Annotated in this window: 17 protein-coding genes; 3 read left to right on the forward strand and 14 right to left on the reverse strand. The window is 59.2% G+C overall.

The window, feature by feature from the left end; translation table 11 throughout:
- Positions 1-28 precede the first annotated feature (28 nt).
- Genes HMPREF9623_RS03140 through HMPREF9623_RS03150 form a run of 3 tightly spaced genes read right to left on the reverse strand, consistent with a single transcriptional unit; the run spans position 29 to position 5650 of the window.
- Positions 29-844, reverse strand: coding sequence for a hypothetical protein (locus tag HMPREF9623_RS03140; RefSeq protein WP_009532441.1), 816 nt, complete (start codon positions 842-844; stop codon positions 29-31).
- The gene (locus HMPREF9623_RS03145) at positions 835-2058 is read right to left on the reverse strand and encodes a DUF5716 family protein (protein WP_009532442.1); all 1224 of its coding nucleotides are present in this window, start codon (positions 2056-2058) and stop codon (positions 835-837) included. The genes HMPREF9623_RS03140 and HMPREF9623_RS03145 overlap by 10 nt, the downstream gene beginning before the upstream one ends.
- On the reverse strand, positions 2039-5650 hold the full coding sequence (locus HMPREF9623_RS03150; protein ID WP_009532443.1) for a DUF5717 family protein: 3612 nt from the start codon (positions 5648-5650) through the stop codon (positions 2039-2041). Before HMPREF9623_RS03150 ends, HMPREF9623_RS03145 begins: the two co-directional genes overlap by 20 nt.
- 94 nt (positions 5651-5744) lie before the next feature.
- On the opposite strand from HMPREF9623_RS03150, the gene HMPREF9623_RS03155 reads away from it, so the two are divergent.
- Positions 5745-6269, forward strand: a complete 525-nt coding sequence (locus tag HMPREF9623_RS03155) for a DUF4364 family protein (RefSeq protein WP_009532444.1) — start codon at positions 5745-5747, stop codon at positions 6267-6269.
- Here HMPREF9623_RS03155 and yihA read toward each other — a convergent pair.
- The 7 genes from yihA to HMPREF9623_RS03190 form a co-directional block, all read right to left on the reverse strand.
- A complete protein-coding gene (yihA, locus tag HMPREF9623_RS03160; RefSeq protein ID WP_408640644.1) occupies positions 6252-6875 on the reverse strand; it encodes a ribosome biogenesis GTP-binding protein YihA/YsxC in 624 nt (207 codons plus the stop codon). The genes HMPREF9623_RS03155 and yihA overlap by 18 nt on opposite strands.
- Before the next feature lie 28 nt (positions 6876-6903).
- Positions 6904-9336 carry an endopeptidase La gene (gene lon / locus HMPREF9623_RS03165; protein ID WP_009532446.1) on the reverse strand — a complete coding sequence of 811 codons (2433 nt, stop codon included), beginning with the start codon at positions 9334-9336 and terminating at the stop codon, positions 6904-6906.
- A gap of 124 nt (positions 9337-9460) precedes the next feature.
- Positions 9461-10750 carry an ATP-dependent Clp protease ATP-binding subunit ClpX gene (gene clpX, locus HMPREF9623_RS03170; RefSeq protein ID WP_009532447.1) on the reverse strand — a complete coding sequence of 430 codons (1290 nt, stop codon included), beginning with the start codon at positions 10748-10750 and terminating at the stop codon, positions 9461-9463.
- Positions 10751-10772: 22 nt separating this feature from the next.
- Positions 10773-11354, reverse strand: a complete 582-nt coding sequence (clpP, locus tag HMPREF9623_RS03175; protein WP_009532448.1) for an ATP-dependent Clp endopeptidase proteolytic subunit ClpP — start codon at positions 11352-11354, stop codon at positions 10773-10775.
- Between the two features lie 17 nt (positions 11355-11371).
- Positions 11372-12658, reverse strand: coding sequence for a trigger factor (gene tig, locus HMPREF9623_RS03180; RefSeq protein WP_009532449.1), 1287 nt, complete (start codon positions 12656-12658; stop codon positions 11372-11374).
- A gap of 95 nt (positions 12659-12753) precedes the next feature.
- Positions 12754-13485, reverse strand: coding sequence for a hypothetical protein (locus HMPREF9623_RS03185; protein WP_009532450.1), 732 nt, complete (start codon positions 13483-13485; stop codon positions 12754-12756).
- A 6-nt stretch (positions 13486-13491) separates the two neighbouring features.
- Complete coding sequence (locus HMPREF9623_RS03190; protein ID WP_009532451.1) at positions 13492-13836, reverse strand: hypothetical protein; 345 nt, start codon at positions 13834-13836, stop codon at positions 13492-13494.
- A 602-nt stretch (positions 13837-14438) separates the two neighbouring features.
- Between HMPREF9623_RS03190 and HMPREF9623_RS03195 the strand changes: the two genes are divergently transcribed.
- Positions 14439-14918, forward strand: coding sequence for a CYTH domain-containing protein (locus HMPREF9623_RS03195; protein WP_009532452.1), 480 nt, complete (start codon positions 14439-14441; stop codon positions 14916-14918).
- The gene (locus HMPREF9623_RS03200) at positions 14915-15262 is read left to right on the forward strand and encodes a NusG domain II-containing protein (RefSeq protein WP_009532453.1); all 348 of its coding nucleotides are present in this window, start codon (positions 14915-14917) and stop codon (positions 15260-15262) included. Before HMPREF9623_RS03195 ends, HMPREF9623_RS03200 begins: the two co-directional genes overlap by 4 nt.
- Before the next feature lie 83 nt (positions 15263-15345).
- Here HMPREF9623_RS03200 and HMPREF9623_RS03205 read toward each other — a convergent pair whose 3' ends face one another.
- The 4 genes from HMPREF9623_RS03205 to rsxE all read right to left on the reverse strand — a co-directional run bounded on the left by HMPREF9623_RS03205 (position 15346) and on the right by rsxE (position 18115).
- Positions 15346-15723 (reverse strand): hypothetical protein, encoded by a 378-nt coding sequence (locus HMPREF9623_RS03205; RefSeq protein ID WP_009532454.1) that lies wholly within the window; start codon positions 15721-15723, stop codon positions 15346-15348.
- A gap of 255 nt (positions 15724-15978) precedes the next feature.
- The gene (locus tag HMPREF9623_RS03210; protein WP_009532455.1) at positions 15979-16770 is read right to left on the reverse strand and encodes an RnfABCDGE type electron transport complex subunit B; all 792 of its coding nucleotides are present in this window, start codon (positions 16768-16770) and stop codon (positions 15979-15981) included.
- Positions 16771-16784: 14 nt separating this feature from the next.
- Positions 16785-17363, reverse strand: coding sequence for an electron transport complex protein RnfA (locus tag HMPREF9623_RS03215; RefSeq protein WP_009532456.1), 579 nt, complete (start codon positions 17361-17363; stop codon positions 16785-16787).
- Positions 17363-18115 (reverse strand): electron transport complex subunit RsxE, encoded by a 753-nt coding sequence (gene rsxE / locus HMPREF9623_RS03220; protein ID WP_009532457.1) that lies wholly within the window; start codon positions 18113-18115, stop codon positions 17363-17365. Before rsxE ends, HMPREF9623_RS03215 begins: the two co-directional genes overlap by 1 nt.
- Positions 18116-18126: the final 11 nt, after the last annotated feature.

Raw genomic sequence — 18126 nt, forward strand, 5'->3', positions numbered from 1 at the left:
TCTGCGTTTGTCTCATCCGGGCCGGTCTTCAGACCATGCTCCGGTATTCTTCCCGCCACTGCGCAATGATTTTTTCTTCGCGCGCACGGCGCTTTGTCTCATTCTGTTCGGCAAAAATGTCTGCGACTTCTTTTGCCTCTCTGCCCGTTGCGCCGCGCGATGTCACTTCGCGCAGCTGTTCCTCCCAACGCGCTTTCTCGCTGTCCCGCATCTCCGGCAGTTCCCGCCGGAAACGCGCCTTCAGTGTCTCGTCCGTCTCGGTCTCCGCGAGGAAATACATGCGCTTGATGGTATTTCTGTCCCGCCCGAGCGCATAGGCCTCCTGAAAACAGTCGAACGCGCGCTCCGAGAGAAAGAGATTCGCGAGCGCCGCACCCTCGCGGTCCAGAAGGCGACTCTTCGTGGCGCGGTCCAGCTTGTCGTCCGCGAGCGCTCTCTCATAGGCGCCGACCGCTTTCCCGTATTTCCGGAGCGAGAAAAAGAGGTCGCCCCGCTTTAACTCGGCTCTCTCCCGGGGAAGCGCGAGATATTCCTTCGCGTCCTGCAAAAACATGCTCTGCTGTCTCGGGCTCGCATAACCGCTCCGCGCGAGAAAGCGCGCGAGTATCTCTTCGCTCCGCGCATTCTCCCCTCGGTAGCTCCGGAGTTCCCGCGCGAGCGCGGGCTGCAGCGCGCCCCGCTCCACAAAGGCAAAAAACGCCTCTCCGACAAAGCCCTCGAGAAACAGCGGCGGATACTTGAGAATCAGATAGGAGAGTTCTTCCGCGGTCTCCGCGTGAATGCCCAGATTCTCGAGATAAAGCCGCTCTCTCGGATTGTTCTTGCCAACCAGTATTACTCCCACAGTTCCACCTCCTGCGCAAGCACTTCGCCGCTCGGCGGATAAATCTCTCCGAACCCGGCGTCGCGAAGCTTCAGCGAAACGGTGCGCTCATCCCCGAAACGGAATGCGCAATCGACATAACAGCTCTTCTCCTCCCGCGCCGGCAAAAAGCCGAGCGGCACGCTGAGGGTCTGCGCCGCGCCGCGCGGGCCGGCGCTGACTGTGAGCAACAGTTCTTTTCTGTCTTCGGGGAGCAGCCGAAAGCTGCCGCCCGCCGTGAGCAGTGATTCACCCGCCTCGATGAGCACCAGCTCTCGCTCTTCGCCGTACTGTTTCACCGGAAGCGAAATCTGCGCGGCCGCCCGGCCCGCACAGATCAGACGCGGCGCTATGCCGCTGTTCTCCGAAAGACGGCAGGCCTCGACCGCGCCGCGCGCAAACAGCTCCTTCTCCTGGTACAGCTTCCGCTGTCCCTTGCAGATGGCGCGCTGAAAGCCCTCCGACCAGCTCATGCGGTTAAAGCCCTCGCCGGTCAGAATCACACTTGCGAAATGGCGATTCCGGAGAAGCCGCTCAGCACTGACCGTCAGCACCTGGTCGGCCATGCGCTCTCCCTGCGGCGTCGAGAGCATGCGAAGCGTAAAGGCATCGCGAAGCTTTCGCTGTTCCGCATAGAGACAGCTTCTTCCCTTTTCTTTCTTTTCACGCGCCATATAAAAACAGAGCGACTTCTCCGCGAGGTCAAAGAGTCCCACCTCGCCCGCGGCGAGCAGGGCCGGTTCCGCCGAGATAAAGGCGAGAAAGCTCTCCTCTCGACTTACGAGGCGCGTTCTCTCCGCCGGAAAGCCGAACTGCGGCAACAGCGCCGCGAGCTCCCGCACAAACGCGAGCCGGTAATCCGGCAACACAATGACCGTGCGGAGTTCTTCCGCTTTTTCATCTCCGAGCACCTGCTTCCGCGCGAGCTTTAAAAACCGCGCCAGCAGTTCCACAGCGCGGTATTCGGTATCCTCCGCCACCAGAAGCCCGTCCCGCTCGCTCTCGGCGAGCAGCCCCTGTACCATGCTGCCCCGTCCCGCGAGCGCCTTTTCATAGGCCTCCGCATCGATATACCAGCGGTCTTCCCGCTTGTCGCGGCAGAGCTCCGTGCGAAGCAAGAGCTTTTGTTCCCGCCCGTCGGAAACAAACAGGAGGTTCGCATCCGTGTTCGATAGATCAATTCCCAGATACTGCATCGACCTCGGCTCCTCTCTGCGTCATCAGAGACGCCATACTGTCCGCACCGAAGGAGAAGAGCTCGCTTCTCGCCTCGCGCGCAGCGGCATAGGCAGAGAGCTCTGCCTTAAGTTCCTCTTCCGCGCCGCCGAGCAACTCGCCGAAGCGGTTCAGCCGGGCATAGGCGCTGCCGCGCGAAATGCGCTCCGTGCTCTCGCGGAGCACCGTGCGCCGCACAACCTCGCCGCTCTCGGCGTCGAGAACGCGGTACTCCTCGGTCTCGCCCGAAAAGAGCACACTGCTCCTGAGGTAAATTCTGCCGAAGAGCTCCGTGCAGTCCGCGCGGCGAAAAGCCGTCTCACCGGGCAACACGCGGCTCTCCACAATGTAGCGTTTGCCTTCCTCTCCCCGGAACGAAAAGAGGGATCTCTCGAGCAGCGCATCCGGCAACCGTACCTTTCCGGCGAGCTGTTTGCTCTCCGGCAGGAAAATATCCTGCTCGGCGAGCATCTGTAAAAAGCGTTCGGCCAGCGTTTTTTCCCGCGCGCCGAGCGCATCGAGCGACACATAATAGTGTAGCAGCGCACAGGCATAAAGACGCGGTACTTTGGTCATCTGTTCCGCGTAGTCCTCCATGGCTCGCGCCTGATCGGACGTGAGCGGGATGTCCGAGAGCAGATATTCGCCCGCGCAAACCGTGAAATACGCTTCCGCGAGTTCCCGCTCCACGGCGCCCCGCTGTTCGCAGCAGGCAAAGACCCAGCGGATCTCGCTGCGGTCGCCGAGGAAAAGCTGGCCCGCGAGCACGCGCGTCGGCAAATCCGCGGGCTCTGCGCCCTGCTCTGTCACGGCGTGCAGGAGAGAGCGCATCTCGCCGATGCCGCCGTTATAGTGCGCCGCGAGATATCCGAGGATCGCCCGGTCAGCTTTTCCGGCGCGGAATACCGCGAGTGCCAGTTTGCGGAACAACTCATCCGACGGCGCCTTGTCCGCCTGCACGAGGTAAGAGACCAGTCTTGCCAGGGCATCCGGCTCGAGTTCCCGCGGCAGATATTCCTGCAGAAGCTCATAGGCCTCCTGCCATTTTTCCCGCTGCACCAGCAGCGAAAAAATCTCGGCCCGCTCTTTCTCGGTAAAATCCGCCTTGTCACTGCGCTGCAGATAGCCCTCGCAGCGCGACTTATTCGCGAGCAGCGCCGCGCGTATCCGGCCCTTGCAGCTCTCGGCGAGCGGCATATGTTCGAGGCCGAAGCGCAGCGTGCGCACGCCCTCGTCGTCCAGGTTTTCGTTTGCCTCGCTCGCGCGCTGCAGGAGTTCGTCGAGCTTCCGCAGCAACACGGCGGGCTGTTCCGGCTGAAGTGCCTCGCACTGCGCGAGATACTGCGGCAAATCAAAGAGCACTTTCCGCTCCAGCCCTTTCGGCGCGCGGCGATTGCCCGCGCTGTCCTCGGTGAGGAGCAGCGCCTGCGGCGAATAAATTGGCAAATAGGCCTCACCCGCCAGAAAGTCCGCCGTTTCCTCTTCTTCGAGTTCCGGATAGACCGCGACGAGGCGGCGATCCTCCGCCCGCGGCGCTGCGACATACTGTGTCTGCAGGATGCGCGGCAGCACGGCGGCGAGTTTTTCATCTATCATGCCGTTCCAGAGCAACGCCTCATAAATCGGCGCGAGGCTCCGGCTCACCTCACCGGCGAGCAGCTTCCGAAGTCCGAAGTCCTCAATCTCGCGGCGATATTCCCGCCAGATTTCCGGCTCTTCGAGTCGGCGCTCACAGACTTTGCGGTAGAGCTTTACCAGGCTCTCCTCGCCGAGCGTATTGTCAAATAAAAAGTATAAGAGCAGCTCGTGCGGCAAGGGTTCCGCCGCATCCTCTGGCATACTCGCAAGCAACGCCTCATAGAGTCCCGGAATCCGAAGATCCTGGCGCACTGCCTCGCAGTACCAGCCATAGGCTGTGCGGTCCGTCGCCCTGCGCCGCAGCGCACTGCGCACAAAGACTTCGAGTAACTCCCGCTGCGGCAGTTTTTCATAGACCGCGCGCAACACACGGAGTGTCTCGCCGGGCTGCTGCGCCGTCGTCTCGGTTGCAAGGGCTACAACCCGCCGCGCGACTGTCTTTGTCATTGCCTGTTCCCGGAGGAGAAAGCGAAGAGCCGCGAGCGAAACCGGCGTGAGGTCCGTGAGCGCCTCCCGCCGCTCCCGAAACGCGCGCGCGAGGAGCGCATAGAGATACACACTCCGGCTGCCCTGCCGGTAACAGTGCTTTAAGAGCTTTTCCCACTTTGCGGCGCGCGCCGTCGGGTATTCGGGCACGAGGAGTAGAAGCACCGGCAGCAATTCTGCCTTGCCTTCCCGCACAATCTCGCGCTCAACGCGCTCGGCAGTCCGATTCTTCCGGTGCTCATCGCCGGAGAGGAGACTCTTTAAGCTGTCCGCAAGGTACATTTTCAGACGCTCCGTTCCCGCGACACGGATGCCGGAGAATGTTCCGTCGAGCGCATCGAGATACTGCTGCGCGCGCGCCGTATTGCCGCGTGCGGCGAGTAGCTCCGCTGTATAGAGCGCCGATCGCTGTGCGTCGATTTCCTTCTCGTGCTCCGCTTCCCGGAGCGCTGCCTCCGCCTCGCCGAGCTGCTCCCTTCTTCCGGTCAGCAAAAACAGCGCGTGGGCGTGGCGGTAGTGCAACATGTGACGCCCCTCGCGCAATTCCGTCGCCTGGTTCTGCGGCGCAAACCCGCGGCGTTCCGCAGCGCCCGCTTTCAGAGAAATCGGCACTACTTGTTCGGTCTCCCCGCTCCGGAACAGAAGCGCGCCGAAATTCTTGCCCTCATGCAGCGCTGACCGGTCTATGTCAAAGCGATAGCTGTACGGCGCACCGCACAGCTTCTCCGGCGCAATCCGGCGCTGCGGTGTCAAGAGAAAGGCCGCCTGCGCTTCGACCGTCACCGGCAAGAGCAGCGTATCCCGGCTCTCCAAAAAGACATGGCCGCTCCGCGCCGCTCTCGGTAGCGTCGTGACTTTCGCAGTCGCGCGGAAGCTGTCGCCCTGTCTCGCGCCGAGTGCCTCCAGGAAAGCGTCCATGCCGCATGCCGCATCGCGGCTCTTTGCGAAGGCGCGATAGAGCGCGCTCCGCTCCGGATCTCGCAGGAAGGGCGCGCGCCAAAATTCCCGGTACGCAAAAATGCGAAGCGCCGCCTCCCGGTCTGTCTTCGCAACTTTTGCAAAATCCTCTGTGGTTTTCAGGCGCTCCAAGAGTTCCGAGCCCTGCTGGTCCGTCACAGTGAAACAATACGGTACTGTCTTCTCACCGCCGTCCGTCACCAGAAGCAACCGACCGGTGAGTTCATCTCCCACTTCCAAGTAACGCGCGTCCACCGTGAGTCGTATCCGGTTTTTGACGCCGCCGAAACTGTCTGTCAGCACCCGAACGCGAATATCATCCGAGTACGCAAGTCCCTTCAGCTGTATCCCATTGTCGCTGTCCGCATGAAACTCTGCGCTGAGCATCTCCCCGCGCCGCACAGAGAGACGTAAGTTCTCCGGACGCACGGAAAGCACAGGCACTTCTGAGTTCAGTACGCCCCGCGCAAGTCGGTTGATTCTTTCTCTCATCGCCTTCCTCTGTGCCTCCATTTATCGCAAGATATTTTAGCACACTTCCCCTTGCTTGCAAAGCTTGCTATACTTGCCGGGATTGGAGGTACACATGCTGTCCGAACCCATGACACTATATAAGCTCATGATACTCTATCTGTTAAAGCGGGTGAATGTCGCGCTGAGCGAAAATATGATCTCGGAATTCTTTCTGTCGCGCGAATACACCGGCTATTTTACCCTGAAGCAGGCACTCTCGGAACTCGGTGAATCCGGCCTGATTCAGCTGCACCGCACCCGGAACGCGAGCCGCTATTCGGTCACCGAAGAGGGTGTGCAGACGCTCTCCTTCTTCGGCAAGCGCCTCTCGCCCGAAATTCTCGCCGACATCGACCGCTTTCTCCGGGAAAATCGCTTCCAAATCCGGAACGAACTCAGCGTACACGCCGACTACTACCCCGCCGGGCAGACGGGCTACCGCGTGCACTGCGAGGTGACCGAGGGCAAGAACTCCCTCTTTTCGGTCGAGCTCACCGCGCCGGAGGAGGCGCAGGCCATCGAGATGTGCCGCCGCTTTTCCCTCTGTTCCGGGGAAGTGTACCGCCTGCTGCTCAAAGAATTACTGCAGGCGGACTGACGCCTGCTTTGCCATCTCCGCAACGAGACGCAGCAGTTCCTCTCTCCCCTGTTTCGTGACCGAGGAAAAGAGAATCAGCGGCGTCTCTTTCGGTGCGCCCAAAGTCTCGCGAAGCAGCTTCTTCTGCTTTTCGAGCTGGCTCCGCTTTAACTTGTCCGCCTTGGTGCCGACCAGCACGGCCGGCAGGCCCTGATCTATGATCCAGTTGTACATCAGGACATCGTTCTCCGAAGGCGCGTGGCGGAGGTCGAGGAGCAGGAAGACCGCACGGAGCTGCTTGTCCTCATGTAAATAGCGCTCTATCATCTTGCCCCAGCTCGCCTTGACCGCCTCGCTCGCGCTCGCATAGCCGTAGCCCGGCAAATCGACAAAGTAGACTGCGCCGTTCACGCGGTAAAAGTTGATGGTCTGGGTCTTGCCGGGCTGGGCCGAAGTGCGCGCGAGCGCCTTGCGGTTCACAAGCGCATTTAAAAGGCTTGACTTTCCCACATTCGACTTCCCGGCAAACGCAAATTCCGGGAGAACGCTCTCCGGCAGCGCGCTCGTCACACCGAGCACAAACTGCAACACCGCATCCTTAATCTGACTGTTGCCGTCTTCGCCGATTAAGGGGCGGTACACCGCCGGCGGAACTTCAATTCCTTTCTTCTTCACCCTCTCCTTCTTCACGCTCGGCCGCTTTTTCCCAAAGGCACCTGCCACTGAGGGGCGTACTGTTGTCGCTTTCTTCTCCATCTGTCTCTTCTCCCCGTCCTGTCAGCGCAAGCGCTGCAAGTTCCCGAAACTCTCTGATATAGTACAACTTTAATCCTGCCGTAACTTCCTTCGGCAGCGCTGTAATCTCCGCGCGATTTTCGTACGGCAGTGCGAGCGCCGTGAAGCGCTCCCGTCTCGCCGCAAGTAACTTCTCTTTCAGACCGCCGACCGGCAGAATATGGCCGCGCAGCGTGATTTCGCCTGTCACCGCGAGATCGGCGCGCACCGTCTCGTGCCGGAAGGCCGAGAGCAGCGCAAGCGCCATCGCGGCGCCGGCACTCGGCCCGTCCTTCGGAATTGCCCCGGCCGGAATGTGCAGGTGAAAGTCGTGCTCGCGGAAGTAGCCGCTCGGCGTGCCGCGCTCTACCGCAAGCTGCCTTGCGACCACGAGCGCCAATTCCGCAGACTCCCGCATCACGGCGCCCATCTGCCCGGTCGGCCGAAAGAGCCCTCTGCCGACATTGACCTCGACCTCAACCGAGAGTGCCACGCCGCCCGCCGCGGTGTACGCGAGCCCGTGGGCCACGCCGACTTCGTCCCGCCGGTGACTCCGTTTTGCCGGAAAGCGCGCCTTACCGAGGTAGTCCTCGAGATTTCCCGCCGTAATCGCGAAGCGCTCCCGCTTCTTTAAGAGAAGCTGCCTCACGCACTTTTCCGTGAGCGCGCGGAGCTCCCGCTCAACGCCGCGCACCCCCGCCTCCCGCGTGTAGCAGCGAATCAGCGTCCTGACAGCGCCGTCCGTCAGTGAAAACTGCTCTGCCGTGAGACCCGCGTTCCGGCGCGCCCGCGGCAGGAGATAGCGCCGCGCAATGTGAAATTTCTCGGCCTCCGTGTAGCTGCTGAGGTAAATCAGATTCATGCGATCCATGAGCGGCGCCGGTATGCCCTCGGTTGTATTCGCCGTCGCGAGGAAAAAGACCTGTGAGAGGTCCATCGGCAGTTCCACATAGTGATCGCGGTAGCTCCGGTTCTGCGAGCTGTCGAGCACCTCAAGAAGTGCCGCAGCGGCCGCCTGGCCCCGGTAGTCTTTCGAAAGTTTGTCGATCTCATCCAGCAGAATCAACGGGTTCTTGCTGCCCGCGCGCCGGAGAGCCTCCGCAATCCGCCCCGGCATCGCACCGACATAAGTTCTGCGGTGGCCGCGGAGTTCGGCTTCGTCCTGAATGCCGCCGAGGCTGATGCGCACATAACGCCGTCCAAGTGCGCGCGCGATGCTCTCGGCAATCGACGTTTTGCCCGTTCCGGGCGGTCCCACAAGGCAGAGTACATCCTGCGAAGCCGTCGGGTTCAATTTCCGCACGGCGAGGCAGTTCAGTATCTTCTCTTTGACAGTTTCAAGACCGTAATGATCCCGTTCGAGCACGCGCTTTGCCGCGGCGAGATTCGCCGTATCCTCCGTGACGCGGTCAAACGGCAGCGCCAGCACCGTGTCGAGGTAATTCTGCTGCAAGGCAAATTCCTGTGTTCCCTGCGGCAGATGCCGGAGCCGCAAAGTCTCCCGGCGAAGCGCCTGCTTCACCTCGTCCCCGGCGGGCAGCGCGTCAATCTTTTCCGCATAGGCTTTTACATCGTCCGCGGTGCCTGCATCCTCCCCGAGTTCCTCTTCGATGATGCGAAGCTGCTCCCGCAACATGAATTCGCGCTGGCTCCGGTCGAGACGCACGCGAAGCTTCTGCTCATACTCATGGCGCATCCGCACGACATCAATTTCGCGCGAGAGTTCACCGGTCAGAACCTCGTAAAACTCATCGCCCGTATTGCACTCGAGCAGGCGCTGCCCCGTGCCCCAGGCCCAGGGGAGCTGCGAAGAGCTGTCCCTGAGAAGCTGCATGAGTCCGGTCTGCGAGATGAGCCGCGGAAGGTACTTCTCCGCAAAGGCCTTGTCCTCCCGCGCGTAGAGCTGCAGATAACCCTTCAGCGCGCGGAGCATGGCTTCTTTCTCCTTGCTGTCCTTCTCGATTTCCCGAAGCGGCGCGTTATATAATTCCGCCTCGTAGATATCGCCCTCCAGAACCAGCTGTTCCACGCTGCAACGCCGTATACCGAACAGCATTGCGCGCCGCGTATCCCGCGAGGTCCGCGTGAGCGAGCGAATCTGGCACAGCGTGCCGTAGCGGTATGTGCCGCTCACCCCCGGATCCAACGCCTCCGGATTTTTTTGTGCCACCAGAAAAATCAGGCCGTCCCGCACCATGGCTTCCTCGACAGCTGCGACGGTCCGGCTGCGGCTCAGGTCAAAACGAGCCACGCCGCCCGGCAGGACAACCTGCGCGCGCATCGCAACCACAGGATATCTTCTCCTTGTCCTCATGACCTCCTCCTATCTTCGTGCCGCAAATGACTCAAAAGGCGGGCATATGCCCGCCTTCCTGTCACAAGTCTCGTGTTCACACACTATTCTGTTTCTGTACTCTTTTCTTTGGATATGCGCGCCGTCAGGCAATCTCGCCCGGCCGCGAGGGTTTCTCGCGATCCCGCTGAATGCTCGACTCGCGGTGCACAATCTGCGGTCCGGCCTCATGCCGTACCATCTCCTCCGTGACCGTGCAAATGCCGACGGACTCATCGGAGGGCACTTCGTACATCAAATCCATCATCACATCTTCGACAATCGCGCGAAGACCTCTGGCGCCGGTCTTTCGCTCCAGCGCGAGGTGAGCGATTTCGCGCACCGCCCCCTCCGTGAACTCGAGTTTCACATTGTCGAGCTCAAAGAGCTTCCGGTACTGCTTGATCAGAGCATTCTTCGGCGCAGTCAGAATCTGCACCAGTGCATTCTCATCGAGCAAATCCAGCGCGACCGTAATCGGCACGCGACCGATGAACTCCGGAATCAGACCGTACTTCACAAGATCCTGCGGCATGACCTGGTGGAAGAGTTCATCCACCTCCCGCGCATTCTTCGCGACCACCTGGGAGTTGAAGCCCAGACCGCCGCTGCCGAGACGAGAGTCGACAATCTTCTCGAGACCGTCGAATGCGCCGCCGCAAATGAAGAGAATATTGGTTGTATCGATCTGAATGAGCTCCTGGTGGGGGTGCTTCCGTCCGCCCTGTGGCGGCACCGAGGCAATCGTGCCCTCCAGAATCTTTAAGAGCGCCTGCTGCACACCTTCGCCCGAGACATCCCGGGTGATAGATACATTTTCGCTCTTTTTGGTGATTTTGTCAATTTCATCGATGTAAACAATGCCGTATTCGGCACGTTTCACATCATCTCCCGCCGCCTGAATCAGCTTCAGCAGGATATTCTCGACGTCCTCGCCGACATAGCCCGCCTCCGTGAGCGTCGTCGCATCCGCAATCGCAAACGGCACGTTCAGAATCTTGGCCAGCGTCTGCGCGAGATAGGTCTTGCCCGAACCCGTCGGACCGAGCATTAAGATATTACTCTTCTGAATCTCGACGTCGGAGTCCGTATTGGACATGATACGCTTGTAGTGGTTGTAGACCGCGACCGAGAGTACCTTCTTGGCCGTCTCCTGGCCGATGACATACTCATCGAGAAAGGTCTTGATTTCCTTCGGGCGCAGGAGGTTGATGCCTTTTAAGCCGCTCGCCGCCGCGTCGTCCTCCGGAAATTCCTCCTGCAGGATCTCGTTGCAGAGCGCCACGCACTCATCGCAAATGTAGACGCCGTTCGGTCCCGACAGGAGTTTTCTCACATGGTCTTCCGTCTTGCCACAGAAAGAGCAACGCACATGTTCCCCGTTCTTATTGGGCATGTTTCTTTTCTTCTCCTTTTACTCAGTGATGCGCAATGACTTCGTCGATGAGGCCGTACTCCTTGGCCTCCGCCGCCGTCATGTAGTTGTCACGCTCGGTGTCGCGCGCAATCACCTCGAGATCCTTCCCGGTATTCGCCGCGAGAATCTCGTTCAACTTATTGCGTGTCTTCAAAATCTGCTCGGCGACAATGCGGATCTCCGTCTCCTGCCCCTGAGCACCGCCGGAGGGCTGGTGAATCATAATCTCCGCGTTCGGGAGCGCATAGCGCTTGCCCTTGGTGCCGCCGGAGAGCAGGAACGCGCCCATGCTCGCCGCCATACCGATGCAGATCGTCGAGACATCGCACTTCACATACTGCATGGTGTCGTAAATGGCCATGCCCGCCGTCACGCTGCCGCCCGGGCTGTTGATGTAGAGGTTGATGTCCTTGTCCGGATCCTCGGACTCGAGGAACAGGAGCTGCGCGACCACGAGGCCCGCGCTCACATCATTGACCTCCTCATCGAGGAAGATGATTCTGTCCTTTAAGAGGCGGGAAAAGATATCGTAGCTCCGCTCGCCCCGGCTGGACTCCTCCACCACATATGGCACTAAACTCATCTGATTTCTCCTGACTTTCACTGGAGCTTTGCCTCCGCGACGAGGAAGTCGACTGCCTCCTGGATCTTTAAATCCATCGCCAGCTCTTCTCTCTGCTCCGCGCTGACATACTCCTTCATCTTCTCCGGTGCAATCTTGTAAGCCTCGGCCATCTTCGCGATCTCGGCGTCGATTGCCTCCTCGCTGACCGCGATATTCTCGGCCTTGACGACCTCCTCGAGCACCAGTCTGGTCTTTAAGTTTCTCTCGGCCTGCGGGCGGAACTGCTCTTTCAGCTTCTCGACCGTCATGCCGGTGTACTGCAGGTACTGCTCGAGCGGCAGACCCTGGGACTGCATGCGGCGCGCATAGTCATCGAGCATCTGCTCGCACTGCATCTCGACCATCGGTGCCGGAAGCGCGAGCTCTGCGTTCTCGACGACCTTCTCGACGACATTGTTCTCGTTCTGTGCCGCCGCGCTCTTTGCCTTTGCCTCTTCGAGCTGCTTCTTCAGATCCGCCTTGTACTCGTCGAGCGTCTCGAACTGCGAAATCTCGCTCGCGAACTCATCGTTCAGCTCCGGGAGATCCTTTCTCTGAATCTCGAGCAGCTTGCAGGCAAAGACCGCTTCCTTGCCCGCGAGTTCCTTCGCGTGATACTCGGTCGGGAAGGTCACATTGACATCGAAGCTGTCGCCGGTCTTGTGGCCCACAATCTGCTCCTCAAAGCCGTCGATGAAGCTGCCGCTGCCGAGAACCAGCGGATAGTTCTCACCCTTGCCGCCGTCAAAGTGCACGCCGTCAATGCTGCCGTCAAAATCAATCTTGACATTGTCGCCCATCTCCGCCGCACGGTCATCGACCGTCACAAGGCGGGCGTTCTTCTCAAGCTCCTTCTGCAGTGCCTCGTTGAGGTCCTCGTCGGTCACCGTCGCATCCGCCTTCTGCACCTCAACGCCCTTATACTGGCCGAGCTTGACTTCCGGCTTCGTCGCAACCGTCGCCGTATAGACGAGATCCTTGTCCGTGCCGATCTCTGTCACATTGATCTCCGGGCGGGACACAATCGTGAGGCCGCTCTCCTTAGCTGCCTCCGGATAGGTATCGTTGATGCAGCTGTTCACAGCGCTCTCAAAGAACACGCCCTGGCCATAGAACTTCTCAATGACTGCCTGCGGCACATGACCCTTCCGGAAACCCTGCACCTGATACTTGCCCTTCTCGCGGTTGTATGCTGCAGTGACTGCTTTCTGAAACTCTGCCTGCGGCACAGTCACCGTAATCACCGCCATGTTGTTTTCTTTCTGCTCTACCTGAAATCCCATCTGGACGTCCTCCTGGATAATCTGTTCTCTGAATTAGCATATTACTTGCAAAAGAGACATATTCAGTAGAACAGTATAGCACAGAGGCACGCTTGTCACAATGCTTTTCCGGCGTTGCGGGAGAGCATCTTCTCCGCGAGATAAAAGGCGCGCGCCGTGCGCTTCGCGTTGTCGTCGAAATGACCGCCCGGATTCCACTCGAGCACCAGGGTGCCCGGCTGCATGCGCTCCGACAGTTGTTCATGGTACTGCCGCATTAAGTTGCCGCAGCTCGCCATCATTTCGTTCCGGGCCTTTTCCTCCCTGTCGCCGAGACTTAAGGAGAGTACCTTGACGCGCGGGGTTCTGCCCCTCTGGTACTTCATGAACCCCTGAAACCAGAGCGAGGGTGAGGCCGCAGCGACCGCGGCGAACGCATCCGTCCGGTAGGACGCCCAGAGCGAGAAGAAACCGGCGAGCGAATAGCCGCCGAGCAGCACGGGGCAGTCCTCCGGCAAATCGTAGCGCGCGCGAAGCGCCGGAATCAGTGAAAGCAGCTTCTCGAGGAAAGCGGGCGCACCGTCTCCGAAGAGACTGTTGCCCGAGGGCTGGGGCGCTTCCCAGGGGGCAAGCTCACGCATCCAGTCATTGACCCGGACCGCGACCAGCAGGCCGCGATCGGCGAGCTTTTCCTTTTCTTCAAATGCGGCGAGAAACTTTGCCTCTTCTTCCATGCCCTCTAAATCGTGCTCATCTGCCGGCTGCAGGAGCAGATAGGCCGCCCCCGCGCTGCCGCAGGCAAAACACTCGCGCTGTAACAGCGAAAACTCTTCCCGTATGTTTGCCATCCCGCTTCACGCCTCTCCGGCTTCCCGGAGAATGCGCGCCCCCGCCTGGCAGGCGTCACAGAGGCAGTTCGGCTCTCCGTTTGCCTTTGCCGCTTCCGCTGCCGTTTTGGTTGCCGCCGCCGCTTCCTTGCCGAAAACTGCCTCGCCGTCCGGCGAGGACGCAAAAGCAATCAGATCGTCAATGCTGCAGACATCCTCCTTGAGCTCTCCGACCAGTGCTTCGCGCGCCGCCGCTTCGTCTGCCGTTCCGACTGCCTCTAAATAGCGCTTTCCCGCCGCAACGACTTCCGCGCAGGCGCTCGGCGCCTGAATCAGCTTTTCCACATCTTCTCTTACAATCTGCTCTGCCATGACTCTTTCCTTTCTCAAAACGGATCCATCTGTCCGAACTATCGTTCTATTGATATTGTACCCGTAAGCATACAAAATTACAAGACACCGCGGCAACGCGTCCATACAGACAGCGCCGGTCTTATTGTTTTTTGTTCTCCCACGAAAGAGAATCTCTGTCCTCGGTGTACGGCAAACATCTGTCCTCTCCGCTATCTTCTCTTTTCTTTTCCTATCTTCTATCAAACAAAGCACAGAGCGGCCGAACGCTCTGCGCTGTCGGCCCTGCGTCTCCGAAAAAGGCGGAAGAGCAAACACCGACTCAGGATATTGCGGAGGGCACCTCGTGCCTCCGGTATAAACGCCCTCACCGCTCCCGCGATAGGAAGCTGCGCCCTTCACGCTTCGGTCGAGCGGAAAGTCTGCTCATTCGCGCTATGGCTGCTTTGTCCCCTGCGGTGCGGGCAAATCCCCGCCGCAAAGAAAGCGCAAGGCGCACGGAACCGAACTACCGAAGCGTAACTCTCTCTGGAAAAACAGGCGGAAACCCTGTAAGCTGAAAGAAAAAGAACCGGTGTCCCCGTCACGCTGTGCCGGAAGACGGCAGGAAAGGATTAAACTCCATGGAACACATTGAAATCGAGCGGAAGTTTTTGCCGCCCGCTTTGCCGGACGGCCTCGAGCACTATCCGCACAAAGAATTTTTGCAGGGCTATCTCTCAACTTCGCCGACGGTGCGCGTGCGCCGCGAGGGCGAGGCGTATGTGCTCACCTATAAGGGCAGCGGCCTCCTGAAACGGGAGGAATATAATCTGCCGCTCACGGCGGAGAGTTTTGCCCACCTTCTCGAAAAATGCGACGGCCTCCGCATCCGGAAAACCCGCTACTTGATTCCGCTTCCGGGCACTGCTTACACCGCCGAATTTGACCGCTTTCAGGGAGAGCTCGCGGGACTTTTGCTCGTCGAGGTCGAATTTCCGGATGAGGCGAGTGCGCGCGCGTTCACGCCGCCCGCCTGGTTCGGCAGAGAGGTGACCGGCGACCCGCGCTATCAGAATTCGTCGCTCAGCCGTTTCGGGCTTCCCGGGGAGGAGAAAGCATGACACAGAAACGAAAACGGGAACTGATTCTCATCGCTGCTCTCTGCCTTGCAGCGTTACTCTTACTTCTTTGGCAGTGGCTCGGCAGCGGTAAACACGGCATGCGCGTCCTGGTCTCGCAAAACGGCACGGTGGTCGGCGACTATCCGCTCTCCAAAAACCGCGAGGATGTATTTCAAACCTCGGACGGCGGCACAAATACCCTCGTGATTCATGACGGCGAGGCCTGGATCAGCGAGGCCAACTGCCCCGATAAAGTCTGCGTGCACACCGGACGCATCTCCCGCCCCGGCGAGATCATCGCCTGCCTGCCGCACCGCCTGGTCGTGCAGATTTCGGAGCGGTAAATTTCTTTCCCACTGTGACAAGAACGGGAAGCGCTTTCCCCCACGTAGGGCAAAGCGCTTCCCGTTTCTCATTCTTCTCAGTATCAAATGTCAATCGTTTCACGCCCCTGCCCGAGCTGCCTGTGCGTGCCCCACAGCTGTGCCAATAGCACGCCCATCACCGTCAGCAATATCTCCCAGGGATACAGGAGGTATCCCTTCCAAAAACAAACGAGCAGGATGCCGTCCGCAAGCAAAAACGCATACCAGAGCTTCCGATTCAATCTCGCATATTTCACATGTAATGTGAGCAACATGCCGAGAATCAGAAAGCGCAAAAAGCTGTAACGCAAATACGGCCAAGCATTATACCGGTGCCTTCTCCACTGCTGAAAAACACCCATGAAACCACAATCCGCAGCGATAAACAAATGCAGAATCCAGATACTCGCGTTGGCCGGAATCTTGACTGTTTGTTTCATATCCCACCTCCAAGTATTTTGACGATTCCGTCTGAATTTTCAATGCCCTCTGCTTATTATACTGATAGTTTAGCACTTTTTTCTGTGGAATACGCACAACATTTGTCTGGTGATTACCGCCTTTCCTCTAATCGCTCCGGCTGATTCCGGCGCGCAGACTTCTCCCCGCTCCGAAAAAGAAGCGCCCTGTCCGCTCGGGACAGGGCGCTTCTTTGATATGTATGCGATACCGGCTTTTCTTGTTGCCGCAGCGCTTTAGTTGATGACGCCGACCGGGCACTTTCTCGCGCAGGCACCACAGTTCACGCACTTGTCGTAGTCAATCTGGGCCACATTTCCGTTCATGTGAATGGCGTCGAACTTACACTCCTTCACGCAGAGCGTGCAGCCGATGCAGCCCGCCTGGCAGACATCCTTGACTGCCTTGCCCTTCTCCTGCGACATACATCTCACGTGGTACTTTGCCTTGTAGGTCGTCATCTCGATGATGTGACGCGGGCAAGCCTTGACGCAGAGACCGCAGGCCACGCACTTGTCCTTGTCGACCACGGCAATGCCGTCGACCACATGGATGGCGTCGAACTCACAGACCTTCACGCAGGAGCCGCCGCCGAGGCAGCCGAAGTCACAGCCGAGATCACCGCCGCCCGGCATGACCGACATCTGGTTACAGTCGGTCGGACCCACGTTCTTGGCGCGCTTGATTGCCTTGTCGCAGGTACCGGAACAGCGAACCATTGCGACCTTCTTGACAGCCTCGCCAGCCTGGACACCCATGATGTCCGCGATTTTCTGCGCGACCGGCTTGCCGCCGACCGGACACTGGGTGACCGGCGCAGAGCCGCTCGCAATCGCGTGCGCACAGCCGTCGCAGCCCGGGAAGCCGCAGGCACCGCAGTTGTTGCCGGGCAGTGCCTCGCGGACCGCGAGCTCTTTCTCATCTACTTCTACTTTGAACTTCTCACTTGCAACGCCGAGACCCATGCCGCAAATCAGGCCGACGATACCGACAATCGCAAACGAGACAATGACAATGGTAAAATTCATTTCTCTCCCTCCGCTCAGCTGATCATGCCCGAGAAACCGGTGAATGCGATTGCCATGAGACCTGCGCTGATCAGGACGATCGGCAGACCGCGGAAGTACTTCGGAATATCGTTGCCCTCGCATCTCTCGCGGATACCTGCGAGGATGACAATCGAGATTGCGTAACCGACTGCGGTGCCGACGCCCCAGGCGAGGCCTTCCACAAAGTTATACTCCTTCTGCACGTTGTCGAGTGCCACGCCGAGCACGGCGCAGTTCGTCGTGATCAGCGGAAGGTAAATACCGAGGGACGCGTGCAGAGAAGGCATGCTCTTCTTCATGAACATCTCGATAAACTGCACGAGAGACGCAATCAGAAGGATGAAGACAATCGTCTGCAGATAGTCAATCTTGAGCGGGCGCAACACGAGCATGTAGACCAGCGAGGAAAGAATGGTCGCGAGGAAAATCGTGAAGATAACCGCGCCGCCCATGCCTGCCGCCGTGTCCTTTTTCTTCGAGACACCGACGAAGGAGCAGAGTCCGAGGAATCTGGAGAGCACGACATTGTTGACCAATGCACCGCTGACCAGGAGCAATGCTACTTTTGACATCACTTCGCCTCCTCTTTCTTCTCCGTTGCCGGGTTCTTTGCCTCAACCGCTGTGGTTGCAACTGTTGCCTGCGCCGCAGCTGCCGCTGCCGCCGGCTTTGCGACCGGCTTCACAACCTTGGTCTTTGCTTCTTCGAGCGAAATCGGCCTGCTCTTCTTGCCGCGCTTGTCGTCCTGGTAGTACTGCATACCCGCGACAAGGAACGCCATCACGAAGAAAGCGCCCGGGGGCAGGACGAAAATCGAAATGTGGTACGCATCCGGAATCAGCTTGATGCCGAAAATCGAGCCTGCGCCGATGATCTCACGGAAGGAGCCGAGCAGCAGGAGAGCCAGCGTAAAGCCGAGGCCCATGCCGAGACCGTCAAAGAGCGCCGGAATCGGCTTTGCGCCGAGCGCATACGCCTCCGCGCGACCCAGGATGATGCAGTTCACGACGATCAGCGGAATGTAAATGCCGAGTGCCGTGTAAATCGAGGGCGCGAAGCCCTGAATGAGAAGCTGCACTATCGTCACGAGAGACGCGACGACGACAATCTCCGCGGGGAGACGCACCCGTCCCGGAATCACGCCCGAGAGCGCGGAAATAATTAAGTTCGAAAACATCAAAACTACCAGAGACGAAAGTCCCATACCGATTGCATTGACCGCCGAGGTCGTAACTGCAAAGGTGGGGCAAAGTCCCAGCGCCATGATGAAGACCGGGTTCTCGGTGATGAGACCGTTCCTCAGGCGTTCCAAACAAACTTTCACGGAATCTTTTC

Source organism: Stomatobaculum longum (genome assembly GCA_000242235.1).
GTDB lineage: Bacteria > Bacillota > Clostridia > Lachnospirales > Lachnospiraceae > Moryella > Moryella longum.

Excerpts from the sequence above, each read along its gene's own strand:
- HMPREF9623_RS03145 (WP_009532442.1), bottom strand. The coding sequence starts at position 2,058 with ATGCAGTATCTGGGAATTGATCTATCGAACACGGATGCGAACCTCCTG.
- HMPREF9623_RS03150 (WP_009532443.1), bottom strand. The coding sequence starts at position 5,650 with ATGAGAGAAAGAATCAACCGACTTGCGCGGGGCGTACTGAACTCAGAA.
- HMPREF9623_RS03155 (WP_009532444.1), top strand. The coding sequence starts at position 5,745 with ATGCTGTCCGAACCCATGACACTATATAAGCTCATGATACTCTATCTG.
- lon (WP_009532446.1), bottom strand. The coding sequence starts at position 9,336 with ATGAGGACAAGGAGAAGATATCCTGTGGTTGCGATGCGCGCGCAGGTT.
- clpX (WP_009532447.1), bottom strand. The coding sequence starts at position 10,750 with ATGCCCAATAAGAACGGGGAACATGTGCGTTGCTCTTTCTGTGGCAAG.
- clpP (WP_009532448.1), bottom strand. The coding sequence starts at position 11,354 with ATGAGTTTAGTGCCATATGTGGTGGAGGAGTCCAGCCGGGGCGAGCGG.
- tig (WP_009532449.1), bottom strand. The coding sequence starts at position 12,658 with ATGGGATTTCAGGTAGAGCAGAAAGAAAACAACATGGCGGTGATTACG.
- HMPREF9623_RS03185 (WP_009532450.1), bottom strand. The coding sequence starts at position 13,485 with ATGGCAAACATACGGGAAGAGTTTTCGCTGTTACAGCGCGAGTGTTTT.
- HMPREF9623_RS03190 (WP_009532451.1), bottom strand. The coding sequence starts at position 13,836 with ATGGCAGAGCAGATTGTAAGAGAAGATGTGGAAAAGCTGATTCAGGCG.
- HMPREF9623_RS03195 (WP_009532452.1), top strand. The coding sequence starts at position 14,439 with ATGGAACACATTGAAATCGAGCGGAAGTTTTTGCCGCCCGCTTTGCCG.
- HMPREF9623_RS03200 (WP_009532453.1), top strand. The coding sequence starts at position 14,915 with ATGACACAGAAACGAAAACGGGAACTGATTCTCATCGCTGCTCTCTGC.
- HMPREF9623_RS03205 (WP_009532454.1), bottom strand. The coding sequence starts at position 15,723 with ATGAAACAAACAGTCAAGATTCCGGCCAACGCGAGTATCTGGATTCTG.
- HMPREF9623_RS03210 (WP_009532455.1), bottom strand. The coding sequence starts at position 16,770 with ATGAATTTTACCATTGTCATTGTCTCGTTTGCGATTGTCGGTATCGTC.
- HMPREF9623_RS03215 (WP_009532456.1), bottom strand. The coding sequence starts at position 17,363 with ATGTCAAAAGTAGCATTGCTCCTGGTCAGCGGTGCATTGGTCAACAAT.